Here is a 16008-nt window from a genome sequence, read left to right on the forward strand (position 1 = left end):
CACGGCCGAACGGAACGAACGCTTCGCCCGGCCGGCCCCACATCAGGGCCGGCCGGTCGGGTCAGGGGCCGGTGAGGGCCGACATCACGCGGGCGCGGTGGTCGGCGGGGGAGCCCCAGGCCGCGCGCAGCGCCCGGGCCTTGCGGATCAGCAGGCTCGGGTCGTATTCGTCGGTGTAGCCGATCGCGCCGTGCACCTGCAGCGCGATCCGGGCCGCCCCGTACGCCGCGTCCGACGCCATCGCCTTGGCCGCCGACACCTCGCGGGAGAAGTCCGGCGACCCGTACGCGAGGGCCGCGCCGTGCACCAGCGGCCGGGCGTACTCCAGCTCGACCAGCGCGTTCGCCAGATGATGCTTGACCGCCTGGAACTCGCCGATCGGCCGCCCGAACTGCCGCCTGGTCCCGGCGTAGTCCACCGACACCTCCAGCAGCCGGCGCCCGACGCCGACGAGCTGGGCGGCGCAGGCCAGCGTGCCCAGGTCGCGTGCCTCCCCGGCGGCCGCCGCCACCTCGGGACCCGCGGCCAGCACGTCGCCCGGCACGACCGGGGACAGCCGCCGGGCCGGGTCCAGCGACTCCCGGACCTGGCCCGGAGCGGCGGTCCGCAGCTCGTCGCCCTCGACGGTCAGCACCACGCTCGCGACGTCCGCGTCCAGCGCGTACGGCACGAGCGGAGGCAGCGCGAGCGACGCCACGACCGTGCCTTCGGCGATACCGGGCAGCCACGCCTCGGCCGTTCCCTCGGCGAGGAAGGACGACGGGGCGTCGGGCGTACCCTCGGCGGCGCCGGACCTCCGGACGGCGGCGGCGCCTTCGGCGGGACCTTCGGCGAGGATGGACAGCCGGTCGAGCAGCACCGCGGTGGCGACGGTCTCGGCGTAGGGGCCGGGCACGCCGTGTCTGCCGAGCTCGTGGAACGCGGTCACCAGCTCGACGGGCAGCACGCCCGCGCCGCCCGCCCGCTCGGGCACGGCGACCGCGAACAGCCCGGCCTCGGCCAGTGACCGCCACAGGGCCAGGCCCGGCTCCGGCCGGCCGGCCGCCCAGTCGCGGGCCACGGCGGGCGTGCCCGCCTGGGCCAGCAGCTTGTCCAAGGTCTCGCCGAACAGCCGCTGCTCGGCGTCGAGGATGAACTTCACGGCCGCCCCGCTCTCGGCAGGCCGAGCACGCGCTCGGCGATGACGTTGCGCTGAATCTCGTTGGTCCCGGCGTAGATCGGGCCGGCCAGGGAGAAGACGTAGCCCTCCAGCCACTCGCCCGCCAGCTCGCCGTCCGGGCCGAGCAGGTCGAGGGCCGTCTCGTGCAGCGCCACGTCCAGCTCCGACCAGAAGATCTTGTTGACGCTGGACTCCGCACCGGCGTCCTCGGTGCGGGAGATCGTCTCGAACCCCTTGAGCCGGTAGGCGCGGGCTCTGATCCACGCGTCGGCCACCCGGTCGCGCAGCGCGGTGTCGGCGGGATCGCCGTACGCGTGCCAGAGCTCCACCAGCCGGTCGGCGGCGGCCAGGAACCGGCCCGGGCTGCGCAGCGTGAGCCCGCGCTCGTTGCCCGTGGTGCTCATCGCGACCCGCCAGCCCGAGCCCGGCTCGCCGATGACGTCGTGGTCGGGCACGAACACGTCGTCGAAGAACAGCTCGGCGAAGGCGGGCTTGCCGTCGATCCGGCCGATCGGCCTGCGGGTGAGGCCCTCGGCGTCCAGCGCGAACATCAGGTAGGTCAGGCCGTGGTGCCGCCCGGCCTCGGGGTCGGAGCGGAACGGGCCGAAGCCGCGGTCGGCGAAGGCGGCGCGCGAGCTCCACGTCTTCTGGCCGTTCAGCCGCCAGCCGCCGGCGACCCGGGTCGCGGTGGCCCGCAGGGACGCCAGGTCGCTGCCCGCGCCCGGCTCCGACCAGGCCTGCGCCCAGATGACCTCACCCGAGGCCATCGGCGGCAGCACGCGGGCGAGCTGCTCGGGCGTGCCGTGCTGGAACAGGGTGGGCGCGAGCAGGTTGATGCCGTTCTGGCCGACCCGGCCCGGCGCCCCGGCCGCGTAGTACTCCTCCTCGAAGACCAGCCACTCCAGCGGCGTCGCGTTCCGGCCGCCGTACTCCTCCGGCCAGGACACCACCGACAGGCCGGCCGCGTGCAGCTCGCGCTCCCAGGCGCGGTGGGCGGCGAAGCCCTCCTCGGTCTCCAGCGACGGCAGGGGAGCGGCGGGCACGTGGGCGCGCAGCCACGCGCGCACCTCCGCGCGGAACGGTTCCACGGACGACAGGTCAAGATCCATCGGCGGCCGCCTTCATGCTCTTGGGGTCCATCCCGGCCAGGGAGTCGGCGGCGGTCTCGGCGTTGTGCGCGTGGGCGAGGTGGTGCAGGCCGAAGACGGAGTCCATGCCGGCGTGCATCCCCTGCAGGTCCTCGGCCTGGTTGACCGCCTTCTTGGTGAGCGCGAGGCCCATCCGCGGCATGGCCGCGATCCGCTCGGCCAGCGCCAGGGTCTGCGCCTCCAGTTCCTCACGGGGCACCAGCCGGTTGACCATCCCCACCTCGTACGCGCGCCGCGCGGGCATCCGGTCGCCGGTGTAGAGGAACTCCTTGGCGATCCGCGGCGGCATCGCCCACGGGTGGGCGAAGTACTCGACCCCCGGGATGCCCATCCGCACCACCGGGTCGGCGAAGAACGCGTCCTCCGAGGCGACGATCAGGTCGCACACCCAGGCCAGCATGAGCCCGCCCGCGATGCACGCGCCCTGCACCATCGCGATCGTCGGCTTGGGGATCTCCCGCCACCGCCGGCACATCCCGAGGTAGACCTCCGACTCGCGGGCGAACCGGCTCTCCGCGCCGTCCTTGCCCACGTGGTCCCACCACAGCCCCGCCTTACGCTCGAACGAGACGTGCGCGTCGCGCTCGGGGGTGCCGATGTCGTGGCCGGCGGAGAAGTGCTTGCCCGCTCCGGCCAGCACGATCACCTTGACCTCGTCGTCGGCGGCGGCCCGGTAGAAGGCCTCGTCGAGCGCGTAGGTCATCGCCGAGTTCTGGGCGTTGCGGTAGTCGGGGCGGTTCATGGTGACCACCGCCACGGGTCCGCGCCGTTCGTAGTTCACCACGGTCATGGGGCCCTCGCATTCTTTCTAACAACTATTTGGTAGAGTAAACCACGTGAAGCTCAGCGAGGAGGAGGACCCGGCTCGGGTCCCTGCCGGTCCGCCGGCCTATGTTCCCGGTCACGGTCTGCTGCGCGGCCGGGTGGCCGTGGTCACGGCCGCCGCCGGCACCGGCATCGGGGGCGCGTGCGCCCGCCGCATGCTGGAGGAGGGCGCGCGGGTGGTGATCAGCGACGCCCACGAGCGCCGGCTCGGGGAGAGCCTGGCGGTCCTGGAGGGCGAGTACGGCGCCGCGGTGACCGCGGTGCCGTGCGACGTCACCTCCGAGGAGCAGGTCCAGCACCTGTTCGCGACCGCCGAGGAGCGGTTCGGCCCGGTGGACGTGGTGGTCAACAACGCCGGGCTCGGTGGCACGGCCAAGCTCGTCGAGATGACCGACGAGCAGTGGAGCCGGGTGCTGGACGTGACCCTGGGCGGCACGATGCGCTGCACCCGGGCCGCGCTGGCGCGCATGCAGCCCCGAGGTCGCGGCGTGATCGTCAACAACGCGTCGGTGATCGGCTGGCGGGCGCAGGAGGGCCAGGCCCACTACGCCGCGGCCAAGGCCGGCGTCATGGCGCTGACCCGGTGCGCGGCGATCGAGGCCGCGCCGTACGGGGTGCGGATCAACGCGGTGGCCCCCTCGCTGGCCATGCACCCGCACCTGGCCAAGGTCACGACCGAGGAGTTGCTGACCGAGCTCACCGGCAGGGAGGCGTTCGGCCGCTACGCGGAGCCGTGGGAGGTCGCCAACGTTATCGTCTTCCTCGCGAGCGACTACTCCTCCTACATGACCGGAGAGGTCGTCTCGGTCTCCAGCCAGCATCCCTGAGAGGTCGCCTTCCGATGAGCGCACGACGCCGAGATTCCCAGAGCACCGCCGCCGCCCGGGCCGGGCGGCGGGCGGAGCTGCTCGCGACCGCCGCCGAGGTGTTCGCGTCACGGGGATACGCGGCCACGACGGTTCGCGAGGTGGCCGACGCCGCCGACATCCTCGGCGGCAGCCTCTACTACCACTTCGACTCCAAGGAGGCGATGGTCGACGAGATCCTGTCCGTCTTCCTCGCCGACATGTGGTCCGCCTACGACAAGGTGATCGCCTCCGGCCTGGGCGCCCGGGAGACGTTCGAGGCGCTGATCACCGAGTCGTTCCGGTGCATCGAGCGCTACCGGCCGGCCGTGGTGATCTATCAGAACGAATCCAAGCATCTGGCGACAAATCCGCGTTTCTCGTACTTGGTCGACTCCCAGCAGCGGTTCCGCGAGATGTGGCTGTCGGTGCTGGATCGAGGGGTCACGGACGGGATCCTGCGTGCCGACCTCGACACCGGACTCATCTACCGCTTCATCCGCGACACCGTGTGGGTGGCCGCGAGCTGGTACCGAACCGACGGCCCACTGCCCGCCGAAGAGATCGCCAGGCAGTACATAGCGATGGTCCTGGAAGGGATCCTGACAACCTGAGGAGTTTCCGATGGCGGAGGCATACATCGTCGAAGCGGTGCGCACCCCTGTGGGCAGGCGCGGCGGCGGGCTTTCCGGCGTGCACCCGGCCGACCTCGGCGCGCACGCGCTGACCCAGCTGATGGCCCGCTCCGGAGTCGATCCGGCGGCGGTGGAGGACGTGGTGTTCGGCTGCCTCGACGCGGTCGGCCCGCAGGCCGGTGACATCGCCCGCACCTGCTGGCTGGCCGCAGGGCTGCCCGAGGAGGTGCCGGGCGTCACCGTCGACCGGCAGTGCGGCTCCTCCCAGCAGGCGCTGCACTTCGCGGCCCAGGCCGTGATGTCGGGCACCAGCGACCTGGTGGTGGCCGGCGGCGTGCAGAACATGTCGATGATCCCGATCGCCTACGCCTCGCGCGGCGCCACCGACGCGCTCGGCCTCACCGAGGGGCCGTACGCCGGCTCGCGCGGCTGGCAGGCCCGCTACGGCGGCCAGGACGTCTCCCAGTTCCGCGGCGCCGAGATGATCGCCCACGACTGGGACATCTCCCGCGAGGACATGGAGGCGTTCGCCTTCGAGTCGCACCAGCGCGCCATCCGCGCGATCGACGAGGGCCGCTTCGACCGGGAGATCACGCCGTTCGAGGGCGTCACCACCGACGAGGGGCCGCGCCGCGACACCTCCCTGGAGAAGATGGCGAAACTGAAGACCCTGGAGGAGGGCGGCCGGCTCACCGCCGCCGTCGCCTCGCAGATCTCCGACGGCGCCGCCGCCCTGCTGATCGCCTCCGAGGCCGCGGTGAAGGCGCACGGACTGCGCCCCCGTGCCCGCGTCCACCACCTGTCCGCGCGCGGAGAGGACCCCATCCGGATGCTGTCCGCCCCGATCCCGGCCACGGCGTACGCGCTGAAGAAGAGCGGCATGTCCATCGACGACATGGCGGCGGTCGAGATCAACGAGGCGTTCGCCTCGGTCGTGCTGGCCTGGCTGAAGGAGACCGGGGCCGACCCGGCGAAGGTCAACCCGAACGGCGGCGCCATCGCGCTCGGCCACCCGCTCGGCGCCACCGGCGCCCGCCTGATGATCACCCTGCTGCACGAGCTGGAGCGCACCGGTGGCCGCTACGGCCTGCAGACCATGTGCGAGGGCGGCGGCCAGGCCAACGTCACCGTCATCGAGCGCCTCTGACTCCTTCGCACGCGGGCCGTCCGGGCCACCCGCCCGTACGGCTCGCACAACCTCCTCAGGCCGTCGCGCCAGGGGCGAGCGGCTTGTAGGTGAGAGCCGCGCCGGGCCGGACGAACACCGGGTCGGCGGTGTGCCAGCCCGCCTCCCGCAGCGAGCGCCTGAGCACCTTGCTCGTGGCCGTGCGCGGCAACTCGGCGGTGACCCGGACATACCGCGGCGGCCACTTCGTGCCGAGATCCGGCTGACCGGCCAGAAACGCGCCGAAGGCGCCCGGGTCGAACTCCCGCCCCTCCGCCAGCACCACCGCCGCCATCACCTGGTCGCCGACGTCCGGATCCGGCACCGCGTAGACCGCCACGTCGGCGAACGCCCCGAACCGCGACAGCAGCCGCTCGATCGGCGCGGCGGCGACGTTCTCCCCGTCCACCCGCAGCCAGTCGCTGTCGCGACCGGCGAAGTACCAGAACCCCGCGGCGTCGCGGTAGGCGAGGTCACCCGACCACGACCAGCCGCCCCGGATCCGCCGCGCCGTCGCCTCCGGATTGCGGTAGTAGCCCTCGAACACCGCCGCCCCCGCCTTGTTGACGATCTCCCCGATGGCCTCGTCGGCGTTGAGCAGCGCGCCGTGCTCGTCGAACACCGCGCGCGGGCACTCCTGTCGCGTCTGCGGGTTCACCACCACCGTGCCCTCCTCGGCCACCCCGAGCGAGCCGGGCGGCGTCCCCGGCACCCGGCTGATCCGGATCTCGCCCTCGCTGGAGCCGTACGCGTCGATCACGGCGCAGCCGAACCGCCGGCCGAACTCCGCGATGTCCCGCTCGGACGCCTCGTTGCCGAACGCGATCCGCAGCGGGTTGTCGGCGTCGTCCTCCCGTTCCGGCACGGCCAGGACGTAGTGCAACGGCTTGCCGACGTAGTTGAAGAAGGTCACGCCGTGGCGGCGTACGTCGGGCAGGAACGCCGAGGCGGAGAACCTGCGGCGCAGCACCACGCAGCCACCGGAGCTGACGGCGGGGGCGATGCCGGCCATGATCGCGTTCGAGTGGAACATCGGCATCACGACGTAGAAGACGTCGTCGCGGCCGAGGCTCCTGCGCTCCCGCTGCTGCACGGCGATCCGGCCGATCCGGCCCTGGCTGCAGATCACCGCCTTGGGCGCGGAGGTGGTGCCGGAGGTGAAGACCAGCGAGAAGATCGTGGCGGGCTCGGGCCGCGGGTCGCCGGCGCCCAGGGGAGAGGCGGCAGCGAGCGTCCGCGCGTACTCATCGGTCCCGGTGACCAGCACGCGGCCAGCCGGGCGGTCCAGGTCGAGCCCGTCCAGCAGCGGCCGCCGCGCGGGCTCGGTGACGATCAGCCCGCAGTCGGTGAAGTCGATGTCGGCGGCCAGCTCGGCGCCCCGGCGGGTGGGGTTGATCCCGACGACGGCCGCCCCGGCCAGCGCCGCCCCGAGCAGCCAGAACAGGTGCTCGGGGGTGTTGTCCAGGAGCAGCCCGACGTGCCAGGGGCCGGGGCGGCGCAGGTCGCTGGCGAGCCCGGCCCGCGACCGCGCCTCCGCCACGACCTCCCGCCAGGTCCAGCACCGGTCCTCGAACCTCAGCCCGGCCCGGTCGTCCTCCGCCCGCGCCTCGATCAGCTCCGCGAACGTGACCTGGCTCGCCGGACGGTCGTCCGTCAGCGCGCCCACGGAATCCTCACGGCTGCTCACCTCTGGCACGGTCCTCTCCTCGTGGTACGGGGCGCACACCGCCGCCTCGCTGGACAGCAGAGCAAGCCGGCTCCGGCCTTCTCGACCGCGATCCCGCTCACCGGGACGCGCGTCGACACCGGGACGAAGGTCCCCTCGCTTCGAAGACCTACGGCACTGCCGCCCCCCGAGGCGGGAGCCCGATGCTGGACACGGGATGAGAACCATCCCCGCTCGCGAGCGAGCCCATGCCGTCGGAGGAGAGGGCTGATGATCGACCGCGCCAGCGCATCGGACATGGCCATTCTGGCCATGGGGGTGGGCACGTCGATGTCCCAGCGAGCCGGCGCGGTCCTCATGCTGGAGACGGGACCGGAGTTCGAGGTGGCAGAGGCGACGGCGGTGCTCGCCGACCGGATCCGGTCCGTGCCGCGGCTGAGGCAGCGACTGGTGTCCGTGCCCCTGGGCTGCGGCCGGCCGGTGTGGGTGGACGACCCCGGATTCGACATCCGGCTGCACGTGCGGCAGCTCACCTGCCCCTCGCCGGGGGACGAGCGGGCGTTGCTGGACATGGCCGCCGCCGTACTGACCGGCCCCCTGCCGCCCTCGCGGTGGACGGCGATCTTCGTCACGGGGCTGAACGATGGCGCGGTCGCGTTGATCGTGGCCCTCGACCACGTGCTGGCCGACGGGATCGGCGGACTCGCCGTGCTCGCGGCGCTCGTCGACGAGTCCGCACGGCCCGCTCCTGCGGGCTTCCCCCAGCGCCCGCCGCCCTTACAGCGCCTCGCCGCCGACGCCCTCGCCGAACGCCTGCGGGCCCTCGGCCGGATGCGGCCTTTCTGGCGGGGCGCCAAGGCCGCCACCGCCGCGACGGGCGGGATGTGGCCGGAGCCCACCGCCCGCTGCTCGTTGCTGCGGCCGACCGGCGCGCGGCGCACGTTCGCCCTCGTACGAGCCGACCTGGCGGCGGTGCGAGCCGCGGCGCATCGTCACGGTTGCACCGTGAACGACGCTCTACTGACGGCTGTCACCGGAGCGCTCCGCAGACTGCTGGAACGGCGTGGCGAGCACGTCGGAGCGCTGACGGTCTCGGTGCCGGTGTCGGTCCGGCGCACCACCACCTCCACCGACCTCGGCAACCGGTTCGGCGCGTTGATCGCCAGCCTGCCCGTCACCGGTCCCCCTGAAGAGCGGCTGGTGAAGATCGGCGCCCTGCTCGCGGAGCGCAAGAAGCAGGCCGCCGACGGCTCCGCGGCCGGCCTGTTCGGCCCGCTGTTCCGGGTGCTGGCGGCGATCGGGCTCTACCGCTGGTACCTACGCCGACAGCGACGCATCCACACCCTGGTCAGCAACGTGCGCGGCCCCGACCAGCCCTTGACCTTCGCCGGCGCGACCATCCGCCGGCTGATCCCCGTGGCGGTCGCCGAGAACGGCAACGTGACGGTGACCTTCGAGATCCTGTCCTACGCGGGCACGGTCACGATCACTCTCATCGCCGATCCCGAGGGCGTCCCCGACCTGGACGAACTCGCCGCCCATCTAAGTGATGAGCTCGCCGGCATCACGGCCTCAGGCGCCGCCTGACGAGGTCGCCCTGGCCGGCGAAGTCCGGATAAGGACTCCCCGGCTGGAGCCCCAACGGCGCCGGCGCGACTGGATCGGCCGGGAACCGCCGCCGGAGCGCTGAGACCGCAGGCCGGTCGAAGGGGCGAGAAGTCGCCGCGCGGGTGCCGGGAGAGTGGGGCTTGGAACTCTCCCGGCACCCGCGGGCGGGTCATCGGGGTGTGCCGCGGCCGGTGGCGACCCGCTTGGGCCTGCCGCGTGACGCCCGGGGGAGCCGGTCCTCGTCGCCGCGGAACAGGATGGCGCGGGCGGCCACGAAGACACAGAAGGCGCCCAGCAGCAGGCCCCAGGCGACGTCGGTGGGGAAGTGCATGCCCCGGTACAGGCGGGAGAAGGCGACCATGAGCGGCGCGGCGAGGCCGAGCGTCCAGATCACCACCCGGAGCGTCCGGTTACGGAGGTGCGTGGTCAGGACGAGCGCGAGCCCGCAGTAGAAGGCCACGGCGGCGCTGGTGTGCCCCGAGGGAAAACTGGAGGTGGGCGGGGCGGGGTCGAGGTGCGGCACCGGCGGGCGGCTCCGCTGGATGAGCACGGTGGTGGCGAGGAAGACGAGCGACTGGCTCCAGACGGCCACGATCAGGAAGATCGACTCCCGCCAGCGCTTGTGGACGAGCCTGAAGACGATCGCGGCGATCGCGGTGAACCCCACGATGTACGGGGTGTCGGACAGGCTGCTGCCGAAGTCGGTCAGGGTGTTCCACAGCGAGGTCCGCTCGGCGGCCAGGTCGCCGTTGGCGGATGCCTCACCGGTGCGCAGCGCGAGGATCAGCCTGCCCACTCCGTACGTCACGCCGAGCATCAGCAGCAGCGGTAAGACGACGGCCAGCGCGTAGTACTTCGCGTGCTCAGTTCTGGTCATGGGTCACCTTCACGGATTCGGGTTCCACTCCTTCGGTCAGCGGTGTCGCGGGCCTGCGGCCCTGCTCGCGCCGCCACGTCTCGAACGCCGCCGCCGTGGCGGCCACCACGGCCACGCCCAGCACGGTCCCCGCGGCCACGTCGCTCACCCAGTGCACGCCGAGGGCGATCCTGGTGTAGCCGACCGAGAGCACCACGAAGACGCCGACAGCCCAGGCGACGTACCGCCCCCATCGGGGCAGCGAGGGCAGGACGAGCAGCATGATCACCCCCACGCCCAGGGTCACGTTCACCGCGTGGCCCGAGGGAAAGGAGTCACCGGGCGCCAGCGCCACGGGATCGGGCAGGTGCGGCCGGGCCCGCGCGACGATGACCTTGAGGGCGAGGCCGAGCAGGCCGCCCACGGTCAGCGTGGTGACCGCCCAAAGGGCCAGCCTCGGGGCGCCCTTGTAGACCAGCCAGCCGGCGTACACGGCCACCGCGATCCGCCACGGCCAGGGCCCGAACAGGTCGGTCCACACGATGAGCACGTTGGTCATCACGGGATGGTCGAGCGCGTACGCGTGCAGGTTCTCGGCGACCTGGGCGTCCAGCCGGTTCATGGGCATCTTGGCGACGACGAGCAGCAGCGTGAACGGGATCATGGCCAGCATGATCGCGACGCTCGCGACCCCCAGGCGCACCCCCAGGCCGCGGTCGGCTCTGATGTCTGATGAAGACCGGTCCTCGTTCCGCATTCGCACATCGCTACCCGGAAGGACGCCGGTGAGTCCTCATCCGACACGCCGAAGAAGATCCGGTGAAAGCCGCGGCGGAGGGTAGTCCCGGTGCATGTCTCCCACCATCGCGGTCGTCGCGCATCGTAAGAAGACGCTCGGCGCGGGCCTGGACAGGCTGCGCGTCCTGATCAGTGAGCAGGATGTCGGTGACCTGCTCTGGTACGAGGTGCCGAAGAGCAGGAAGGCGCCGAAGAAGGTTCGCAGGGCGCTGAAGGAGGGCGCCGAGCTGGTGTTCGTCTGGGGCGGTGACGGCATGGTGCAGCGGTGCTCCGACGTGCTGGCCGGCTCCGGCGTGCCGATGGCGATCCTCCCGGCGGGCACCGGCAACCTGTTCGCCGGCAACCTCGGCATCCCCGCCGACCTGGAGGAGGCGGTCCGGATCGGCTTCGAGGGCCGGCGCGAGCGGCTGGACCTCGGGGTGGTGAACGGCGAGCACTTCGCGGTGATGGCCGGGGCCGGGTTCGAGGCCGAGATGATCGCCGACGCCGACGGGCAGGCCAAGCGGCGGCTCGGCAAGATGAGCTACGTCAAGGCGGCCGTCCGGCACGTGGGCGGGCCACTGGTGCCGATGCGGATCAAGATCGACGGGGAGACCTGGTTCGACGGTGACGCGAGCTGCCTGCTGCTGGGCAACGTGGGCACGATCGCCGGCGGCATCGAGGCGTTCGACGACGCCCGGCCCGACGACGGCTGGCTGGAGGTGGGCGTCTCCACCGCCCAGGGGCCGGTCCAGTGGGCCCGGGTGCTCGGCCGCATGGCCACCGGCCGCTCCGAGGACTCGCCGCTGGTCCGGATCACCCGTGCCCGCAAGGTCTCCGCCCGCTTCGGCAGGCCGCTGCTGTACGAGCTGGACGGCGGCGAGCGCGAGGCCACCGACCGGCTCAAGGCCAGAGCCGTGCCGGGCGGGCTGACCGTCTGCCTGCCCTGACCTCGGCCGGTCAGCCGGTGGGGTGGCCGGCGCCGCCGAGCTCGGCGGCGAGCAGGGCCTTGAGGCGGTCCTGGCTCACCTTGAGCGACGGCGTCCGGGGCAGGGCGTCGACCACGACGAACGCCGTCGGCACCTGGTAGGCGGCCAGCCGGCCACGAACCCACGCGGTCAGGGACTCCGGGTCGAACGCCGCCCCGCGCGCGACCTCGACCGCCGCCACGGGCACCTCCCCGAGCCGCCGATCCGGCAGGCCGACGACCGCCGCGTCACGCACCGACGGATGCTCCTTGACGACCTCGGCGACCCTTCCGGTCGAGACCTTGAACCCGCCGCGGATGATGACGTCGTCGGTCCGGCCGACGACCCAGACGAAGCCGTCCCCGTCGACGCGCGCGAGGTCGGTCGTCTCCTGCCATGTGCCGGGATCCGTGCCCGACTGCGGGGAGCGGACGTCCAGCCGGCCGACCTCGCCGGCCGGCACGGACTCGCCGGTCTCCGGGTTCCTGACCCGGACCTCGACGCCCGGGTGCACGCGGCCGACGCTGCCGCGCTTCGTCTCACGGAACGCCTGCCGGTCCTTGAGCGTCCATCCCGCGATCCCGCCGGCGAACTCGGTCGCTCCGTACACGACCAGGACGGCGACGTCGTACCTCTCCTCGAACCGCTCCGCCACGTCCGGGCTGAGCGGCGCGGTCCCGCAGATGACGACGCGGACGTGCGTGAACACCTCCGGGGCGACGTCCGCGTCCAGGATCATCGCCAGCGACGCCGGGGTGAGGGCCAGCACGTGCGAGTCGTACGCGCTGACCAGCCGCACCAGCCCGTCGACCGTGAACTTCTCCAGCATCGCCACGCCGCGGCCGTCGAGCAGGTTGAGCAGCAGCCGGAACAGCCCGCTGGTGTGCAGGAGGGGCGCCACGAGGATCGCGACCCCGGAGCGGAGCCGCGCCTGCCAAGGCCGCCCCGACTCGTAGTGCGCCGCGCCGGCGAAGCTGGCCGCCAGATTGCGGAAGCCGACCGGGACCCGCTTCGGCGGGCCGGTCGTGCCGCTGGTCAGCATGCTCACCGCGACTCCCGGCAGCGCCCGCGTGCCGATCTCGGCGGGCGTCAGCGAGCACTCGGTGACCACCTCGACCTGGCGCGGATCATCCGCCCGTACCGACAGCCCGAGCACGCCGGCCGCGCCGGCCGCGGCCCGCAGGCCCTCGTCCGCCCAGTCCTCCTCGTCGGCCACCACGGCCACCAGATCGAGGGCCGCGACGTCCCCGGCCAGGGCGGCCCCCGGCTGCAGGTGGCTGAGCGAGACGATGCTGCGGCGCGACACCAGCGCGCCCGTCACCGCGCCGACCACGCCGGGCCGGTTCCGCATCACGATGCCCACCTTGGCGCCCTCGGGAGCCCCGGCGCGCCGCAGGTGCGACTCGACGGCGCCGGCGGTCGCGGCCAGGTCGCCCCATGTGTGCCATCGGCCGTCCAGTTCGAGCGCCGGGGCCGTGGGGTCCACCTCCAGGACGGCTCTCAGCCGTGAGGGCAGGTCGAAGCCCGCCGCGCCGTTCCCAGCGGACATCCGTCCTTCTTCCCGCGCTGAGGCTTCCCGCGCTGAGGCTTCCCGCAGTGAGGACTCCTGCGCTGAGGCCTCCTTCGCGAACGCGTCGTTCTCCAGCGCGACAGACGCGTCCCAGCGCGCGAACACCGAGCGCAGCGCGGCGACGAGCGGGAGCGGCTGGTCGAGCATGACGTGATGTCCCGAGTCGGCGATCTCGATGACCGGCAGCGAGCTGCCCACCCGCTCGTGCATCAGGCGGACCGCCTCGGCGCTCGGCAGGCCGTGCTCGGCGCGGATGAACGCCACCTCGCACCGCGGCGGGAACAGCTGACCGGGGGTCAGCGAGCTCTGGCCGAAGAGACGGGGGTCGAACTTCCAGGTCCAGCCCGCTTCGGTCTCCCGTACGGACGTCTCGGCGAGGTGGTCCACGACGTACTGGAGAGCCCGTCCGACCTCGGGGATGGGGTGGAACCTCGCCATCGCCGCCTCGCGGGTCGGGTAGAGGCGAGGCTGCCGCAGGGCCCGCTGCCGCCGGATGAACATCTCCTCATTCGTGACGTCGCGCACCGCGGAGTCGACGCAGACGACCCCGGCGAGCCGCTCGCCGAACGAGAGCGCCGCCCGCAGCGAGACCAGGCCGCCCATGCTGTGGCCGACGAGGATCGGGCGGCCGGCGATCCCCGCGTCGCCCGCGACGTGGCGGACCTGCTCGGCCCAGCTCTCGTGGCTGTAGCGCTCGGCGTGGTCGCTGTCGCCGTGCCCGGACAGATCCAGCGCCACGACGCGGTGCTCGCCGGCGAACTGGGGGGCGACGTGGTCCCACCACCGCGCGTGGGCGGCCCCGCCGTGCACGAACACGATGCCCGGCCGGCCCTTCCGGCCCCAGGCCCGGTAACGGATCCGGGTCCCGGCGACGACCACGTCGCCCTCGTCCGCCGGACACGCCAGCGCGTCGCGGAACCAGGAGGGAGCAGCGCGCATGATCTAGTACCCCTGTGCGGGGTCGACGGGATTGATGACCGGTTCGCCGGACTCGACGCGCCGGACGTTCTCGGCGAACAGATGGGCCAAGCGCGCCGGGTAGTCCGGGGAGCTCCACGACACGTGCGGCGTGAGGATGGTGTTGGGCGCGCCCCACAGCGGGCTGGTGACCGGCAGCGGCTCGCGTTCGAACACGTCGAGCGCGGCGCCGCCCAAGGAGCCCGCGCGCAGCCTGGCGGCCAGCGCCTCCTCGTCGACGACCTCGCCGCGCGAGACGTTGACGATCAGGCAGCCGGGACGGCATCTGCCGAGGACAGCGGCGTCCAGGAGACGCCGCGTCCGCGCCGTCGCGGGGACCGCCATGACGATGGCGTCGGCCCGCGCGGCCAGCTCCGCGAAGCGCTCGGCGCCGTGCGTCTCGTCGAACTCCGCGACCCGGCCCGTGGTCCGGCGCACCCCGATCACCCGCATGCCGAGCGCCCTGCCGCGCTTGGCCACCTCACGCCCCACCGGCCCGGCGCCCACCACGAGGAGGGTCGCGCCCGAGACCGTCATCGGCGGGTGCCGCCGCCACTCGCGGGCCCGCTGGCTGGCCAGCACGTCGGGCACCCGCTTCGCCAGGGCGAGGAGCATCGCGACGGCGAACTCGGCCATGGCCGGCGCGGACAGGCCCCGCGCGTTGGCCACCCGCACGTCCGGCGACAGCCCCTTCGCGGGGAGCAGGCTGTCGACGCCCGAGCCGATGAGATGGACGAGCCGGAGCCGCCCGGCCACGGACCAGTCCTCCACCGGCATGCCGAAGCCGAGGACGGCCTCGACGCGATGGAGCTCTCCGGCGAACTCCGGCGCCGTCCGGCAGGCGACCAGCTCACGACCGCCCAGGGCCTCCTTCGCGGCCTCCAGGGCGCCGCTGGCGAACCCGCCGTAGCAGTGCACCCTCTCGATCCCGCCGACGCGCATCGATCCGTTCCCGCCGCTCAGTCCGCCCTCTATGATGCCATCTATATTATTATATATATATTAGCGTGGCAATCGTGCGTAGACGGGCCGGGGGGCGCGAGCCGTCAGCCCGGGCCCGGAGCGGATCGCTGACATCTTCGGCCCCTCGTACGTGTACGCGATCCTCACCGATCCGCGGATCGCACTGGGACATGAGCGATGGCCCGGCACGTGACCCGGGTCGCGCGCCGGCCGGGTCAGGAGCGGCCGGCGGCGATGGTGTCGTAGTCGGGGATACGCGAGGCGATGGAGGCGCCGGTGAAGTCGCCGACCCAGCCGTCGTCGTCGTGGAAGAACCTGATCGCGGTGAAGTCGGGCGTGGTGCCCATGTCGAACCAGTGCGTGGTCTTCGCGGGCACGCTGAGCAGGTCGCCGGGCTCGCACAGCACGGCGTGCACCTTGTCGTCCACGTGCAGGTAGAAGATGCCGGAGCCGCTGACGAAGAAGCGCACCTCGTCGTCGTCGTGGGTGTGCTCGTTGAGGAACTTGGCGCGGGCCGCGGCGGCGCGCTCGGCCCAGTCGGCGGTGTCGTCAGGGTGGAGCTGGGCGACGTCGACGAACGTGTAGCCCTCCTCGGCGACGACCTTGGCCACCTGCTCGCGGTAGGCCTCGAGGATCTCGTCCTGCCCGGCGCCGGGGGGCAGATCGTCCACGACGTCCCAGTGGCGCAGCAGGACGTCGATCTCCTTGAGCGCGGCGGAGATCTCGGCCGGGTCCTCGGTGCGCAGGAGTGTCTCGGGGGTGTCGGCGTCCGTGTACACGGTCAGGTATGTCATACCCTGATTGTGCTACCAACCGGACAGTGGTACAAATCCTACAGGAAAAGTGGACAATCGCGGTGACCTGCG

Annotated in this window: 14 protein-coding genes; 5 read left to right on the top strand and 9 right to left on the bottom strand. The window is 72.7% G+C overall.

Annotation, left to right across the window (positions count from 1 at the left end):
• Positions 1–61: 61 nt before the first annotated feature.
• The 3 genes from AB0I38_RS25120 to AB0I38_RS25130 are packed head-to-tail and all read right to left on the bottom strand — an operon-like array spanning position 62 to position 3097.
• Complete coding sequence (locus tag AB0I38_RS25120; RefSeq protein ID WP_358472050.1) at positions 62–1141, bottom strand: acyl-CoA dehydrogenase family protein; 1080 nt, start codon at positions 1139–1141, stop codon at positions 62–64.
• Positions 1138–2268, bottom strand: coding sequence for an acyl-CoA dehydrogenase family protein (locus tag AB0I38_RS25125; protein WP_358472052.1), 1131 nt, complete (start codon positions 2266–2268; stop codon positions 1138–1140). Before AB0I38_RS25125 ends, AB0I38_RS25120 begins: the two co-directional genes overlap by 4 nt.
• A complete protein-coding gene (locus AB0I38_RS25130) occupies positions 2258–3097 on the bottom strand; it encodes an enoyl-CoA hydratase (RefSeq protein ID WP_358472053.1) in 840 nt (279 codons plus the stop codon). The genes AB0I38_RS25125 and AB0I38_RS25130 overlap by 11 nt, the downstream gene beginning before the upstream one ends.
• A 46-nt stretch (positions 3098–3143) precedes the next feature.
• Between AB0I38_RS25130 and AB0I38_RS25135 the strand changes: the two genes are divergently transcribed.
• From AB0I38_RS25135 to AB0I38_RS25145, 3 genes are read left to right on the top strand one after another with little or no spacing between them, the layout of a single operon-like run.
• Positions 3144–3959, top strand: coding sequence for an SDR family oxidoreductase (locus AB0I38_RS25135; protein ID WP_358472055.1), 816 nt, complete (start codon positions 3144–3146; stop codon positions 3957–3959).
• A gap of 14 nt (positions 3960–3973) precedes the next feature.
• The gene (locus tag AB0I38_RS25140) at positions 3974–4591 is read left to right on the top strand and encodes a TetR/AcrR family transcriptional regulator (protein ID WP_358472057.1); all 618 of its coding nucleotides are present in this window, start codon (positions 3974–3976) and stop codon (positions 4589–4591) included.
• Positions 4592–4601: 10 nt separating this feature from the next.
• Positions 4602–5759, top strand: a complete 1158-nt coding sequence (locus tag AB0I38_RS25145; RefSeq protein WP_358472059.1) for an acetyl-CoA C-acetyltransferase — start codon at positions 4602–4604, stop codon at positions 5757–5759.
• Positions 5760–5814: 55 nt separating this feature from the next.
• Here AB0I38_RS25145 and AB0I38_RS25150 read toward each other — a convergent pair whose 3' ends face one another.
• Positions 5815–7473, bottom strand: a complete 1659-nt coding sequence (locus tag AB0I38_RS25150; RefSeq protein WP_358472061.1) for an AMP-binding protein — start codon at positions 7471–7473, stop codon at positions 5815–5817.
• Between the two features lie 240 nt (positions 7474–7713).
• Between AB0I38_RS25150 and AB0I38_RS25155 the strand changes: the two genes are divergently transcribed.
• Entirely contained in the window at positions 7714–9030 is a 1317-nt protein-coding gene (locus AB0I38_RS25155) for a wax ester/triacylglycerol synthase domain-containing protein (protein ID WP_358472063.1), read from the top strand.
• A gap of 190 nt (positions 9031–9220) precedes the next feature.
• On the opposite strand, the gene AB0I38_RS25160 is transcribed toward AB0I38_RS25155, so the two are convergent.
• Complete coding sequence (locus AB0I38_RS25160) at positions 9221–9928, bottom strand: phosphatase PAP2 family protein (protein WP_358472065.1); 708 nt, start codon at positions 9926–9928, stop codon at positions 9221–9223.
• Positions 9915–10664, bottom strand: coding sequence for a phosphatase PAP2 family protein (locus tag AB0I38_RS25165; RefSeq protein WP_358472067.1), 750 nt, complete (start codon positions 10662–10664; stop codon positions 9915–9917). The genes AB0I38_RS25160 and AB0I38_RS25165 overlap by 14 nt, the downstream gene beginning before the upstream one ends.
• Positions 10665–10758: 94 nt before the next feature.
• Between AB0I38_RS25165 and AB0I38_RS25170 the strand changes: the two genes are divergently transcribed.
• Positions 10759–11634: a diacylglycerol/lipid kinase family protein gene (locus AB0I38_RS25170; RefSeq protein ID WP_358472068.1), complete on the top strand. Its 876-nt coding sequence runs from the start codon at positions 10759–10761 to the stop codon at positions 11632–11634.
• Between the two features lie 10 nt (positions 11635–11644).
• On the opposite strand, the gene AB0I38_RS25175 is transcribed toward AB0I38_RS25170, so the two are convergent.
• The 3 genes from AB0I38_RS25175 to AB0I38_RS25185 all read right to left on the bottom strand — a co-directional run bounded on the left by AB0I38_RS25175 (position 11645) and on the right by AB0I38_RS25185 (position 15936).
• Positions 11645–14161 (bottom strand): alpha/beta fold hydrolase, encoded by a 2517-nt coding sequence (locus tag AB0I38_RS25175; protein ID WP_358472070.1) that lies wholly within the window; start codon positions 14159–14161, stop codon positions 11645–11647.
• A 3-nt stretch (positions 14162–14164) separates the two neighbouring features.
• Entirely contained in the window at positions 14165–15121 is a 957-nt protein-coding gene (locus AB0I38_RS25180; RefSeq protein ID WP_358472072.1) for a D-2-hydroxyacid dehydrogenase, read from the bottom strand.
• Between the two features lie 236 nt (positions 15122–15357).
• Positions 15358–15936 (bottom strand): 1,2-dihydroxy-3-keto-5-methylthiopentene dioxygenase, encoded by a 579-nt coding sequence (locus tag AB0I38_RS25185; protein WP_358472073.1) that lies wholly within the window; start codon positions 15934–15936, stop codon positions 15358–15360.
• Between the last annotated feature and the right edge of the window lie 72 nt (positions 15937–16008).

The sequence above is a fragment of the Nonomuraea cavernae genome, from assembly GCF_040655715.1.
Taxonomy (GTDB): domain Bacteria; phylum Actinomycetota; class Actinomycetes; order Streptosporangiales; family Streptosporangiaceae; genus Nonomuraea; species Nonomuraea cavernae_A.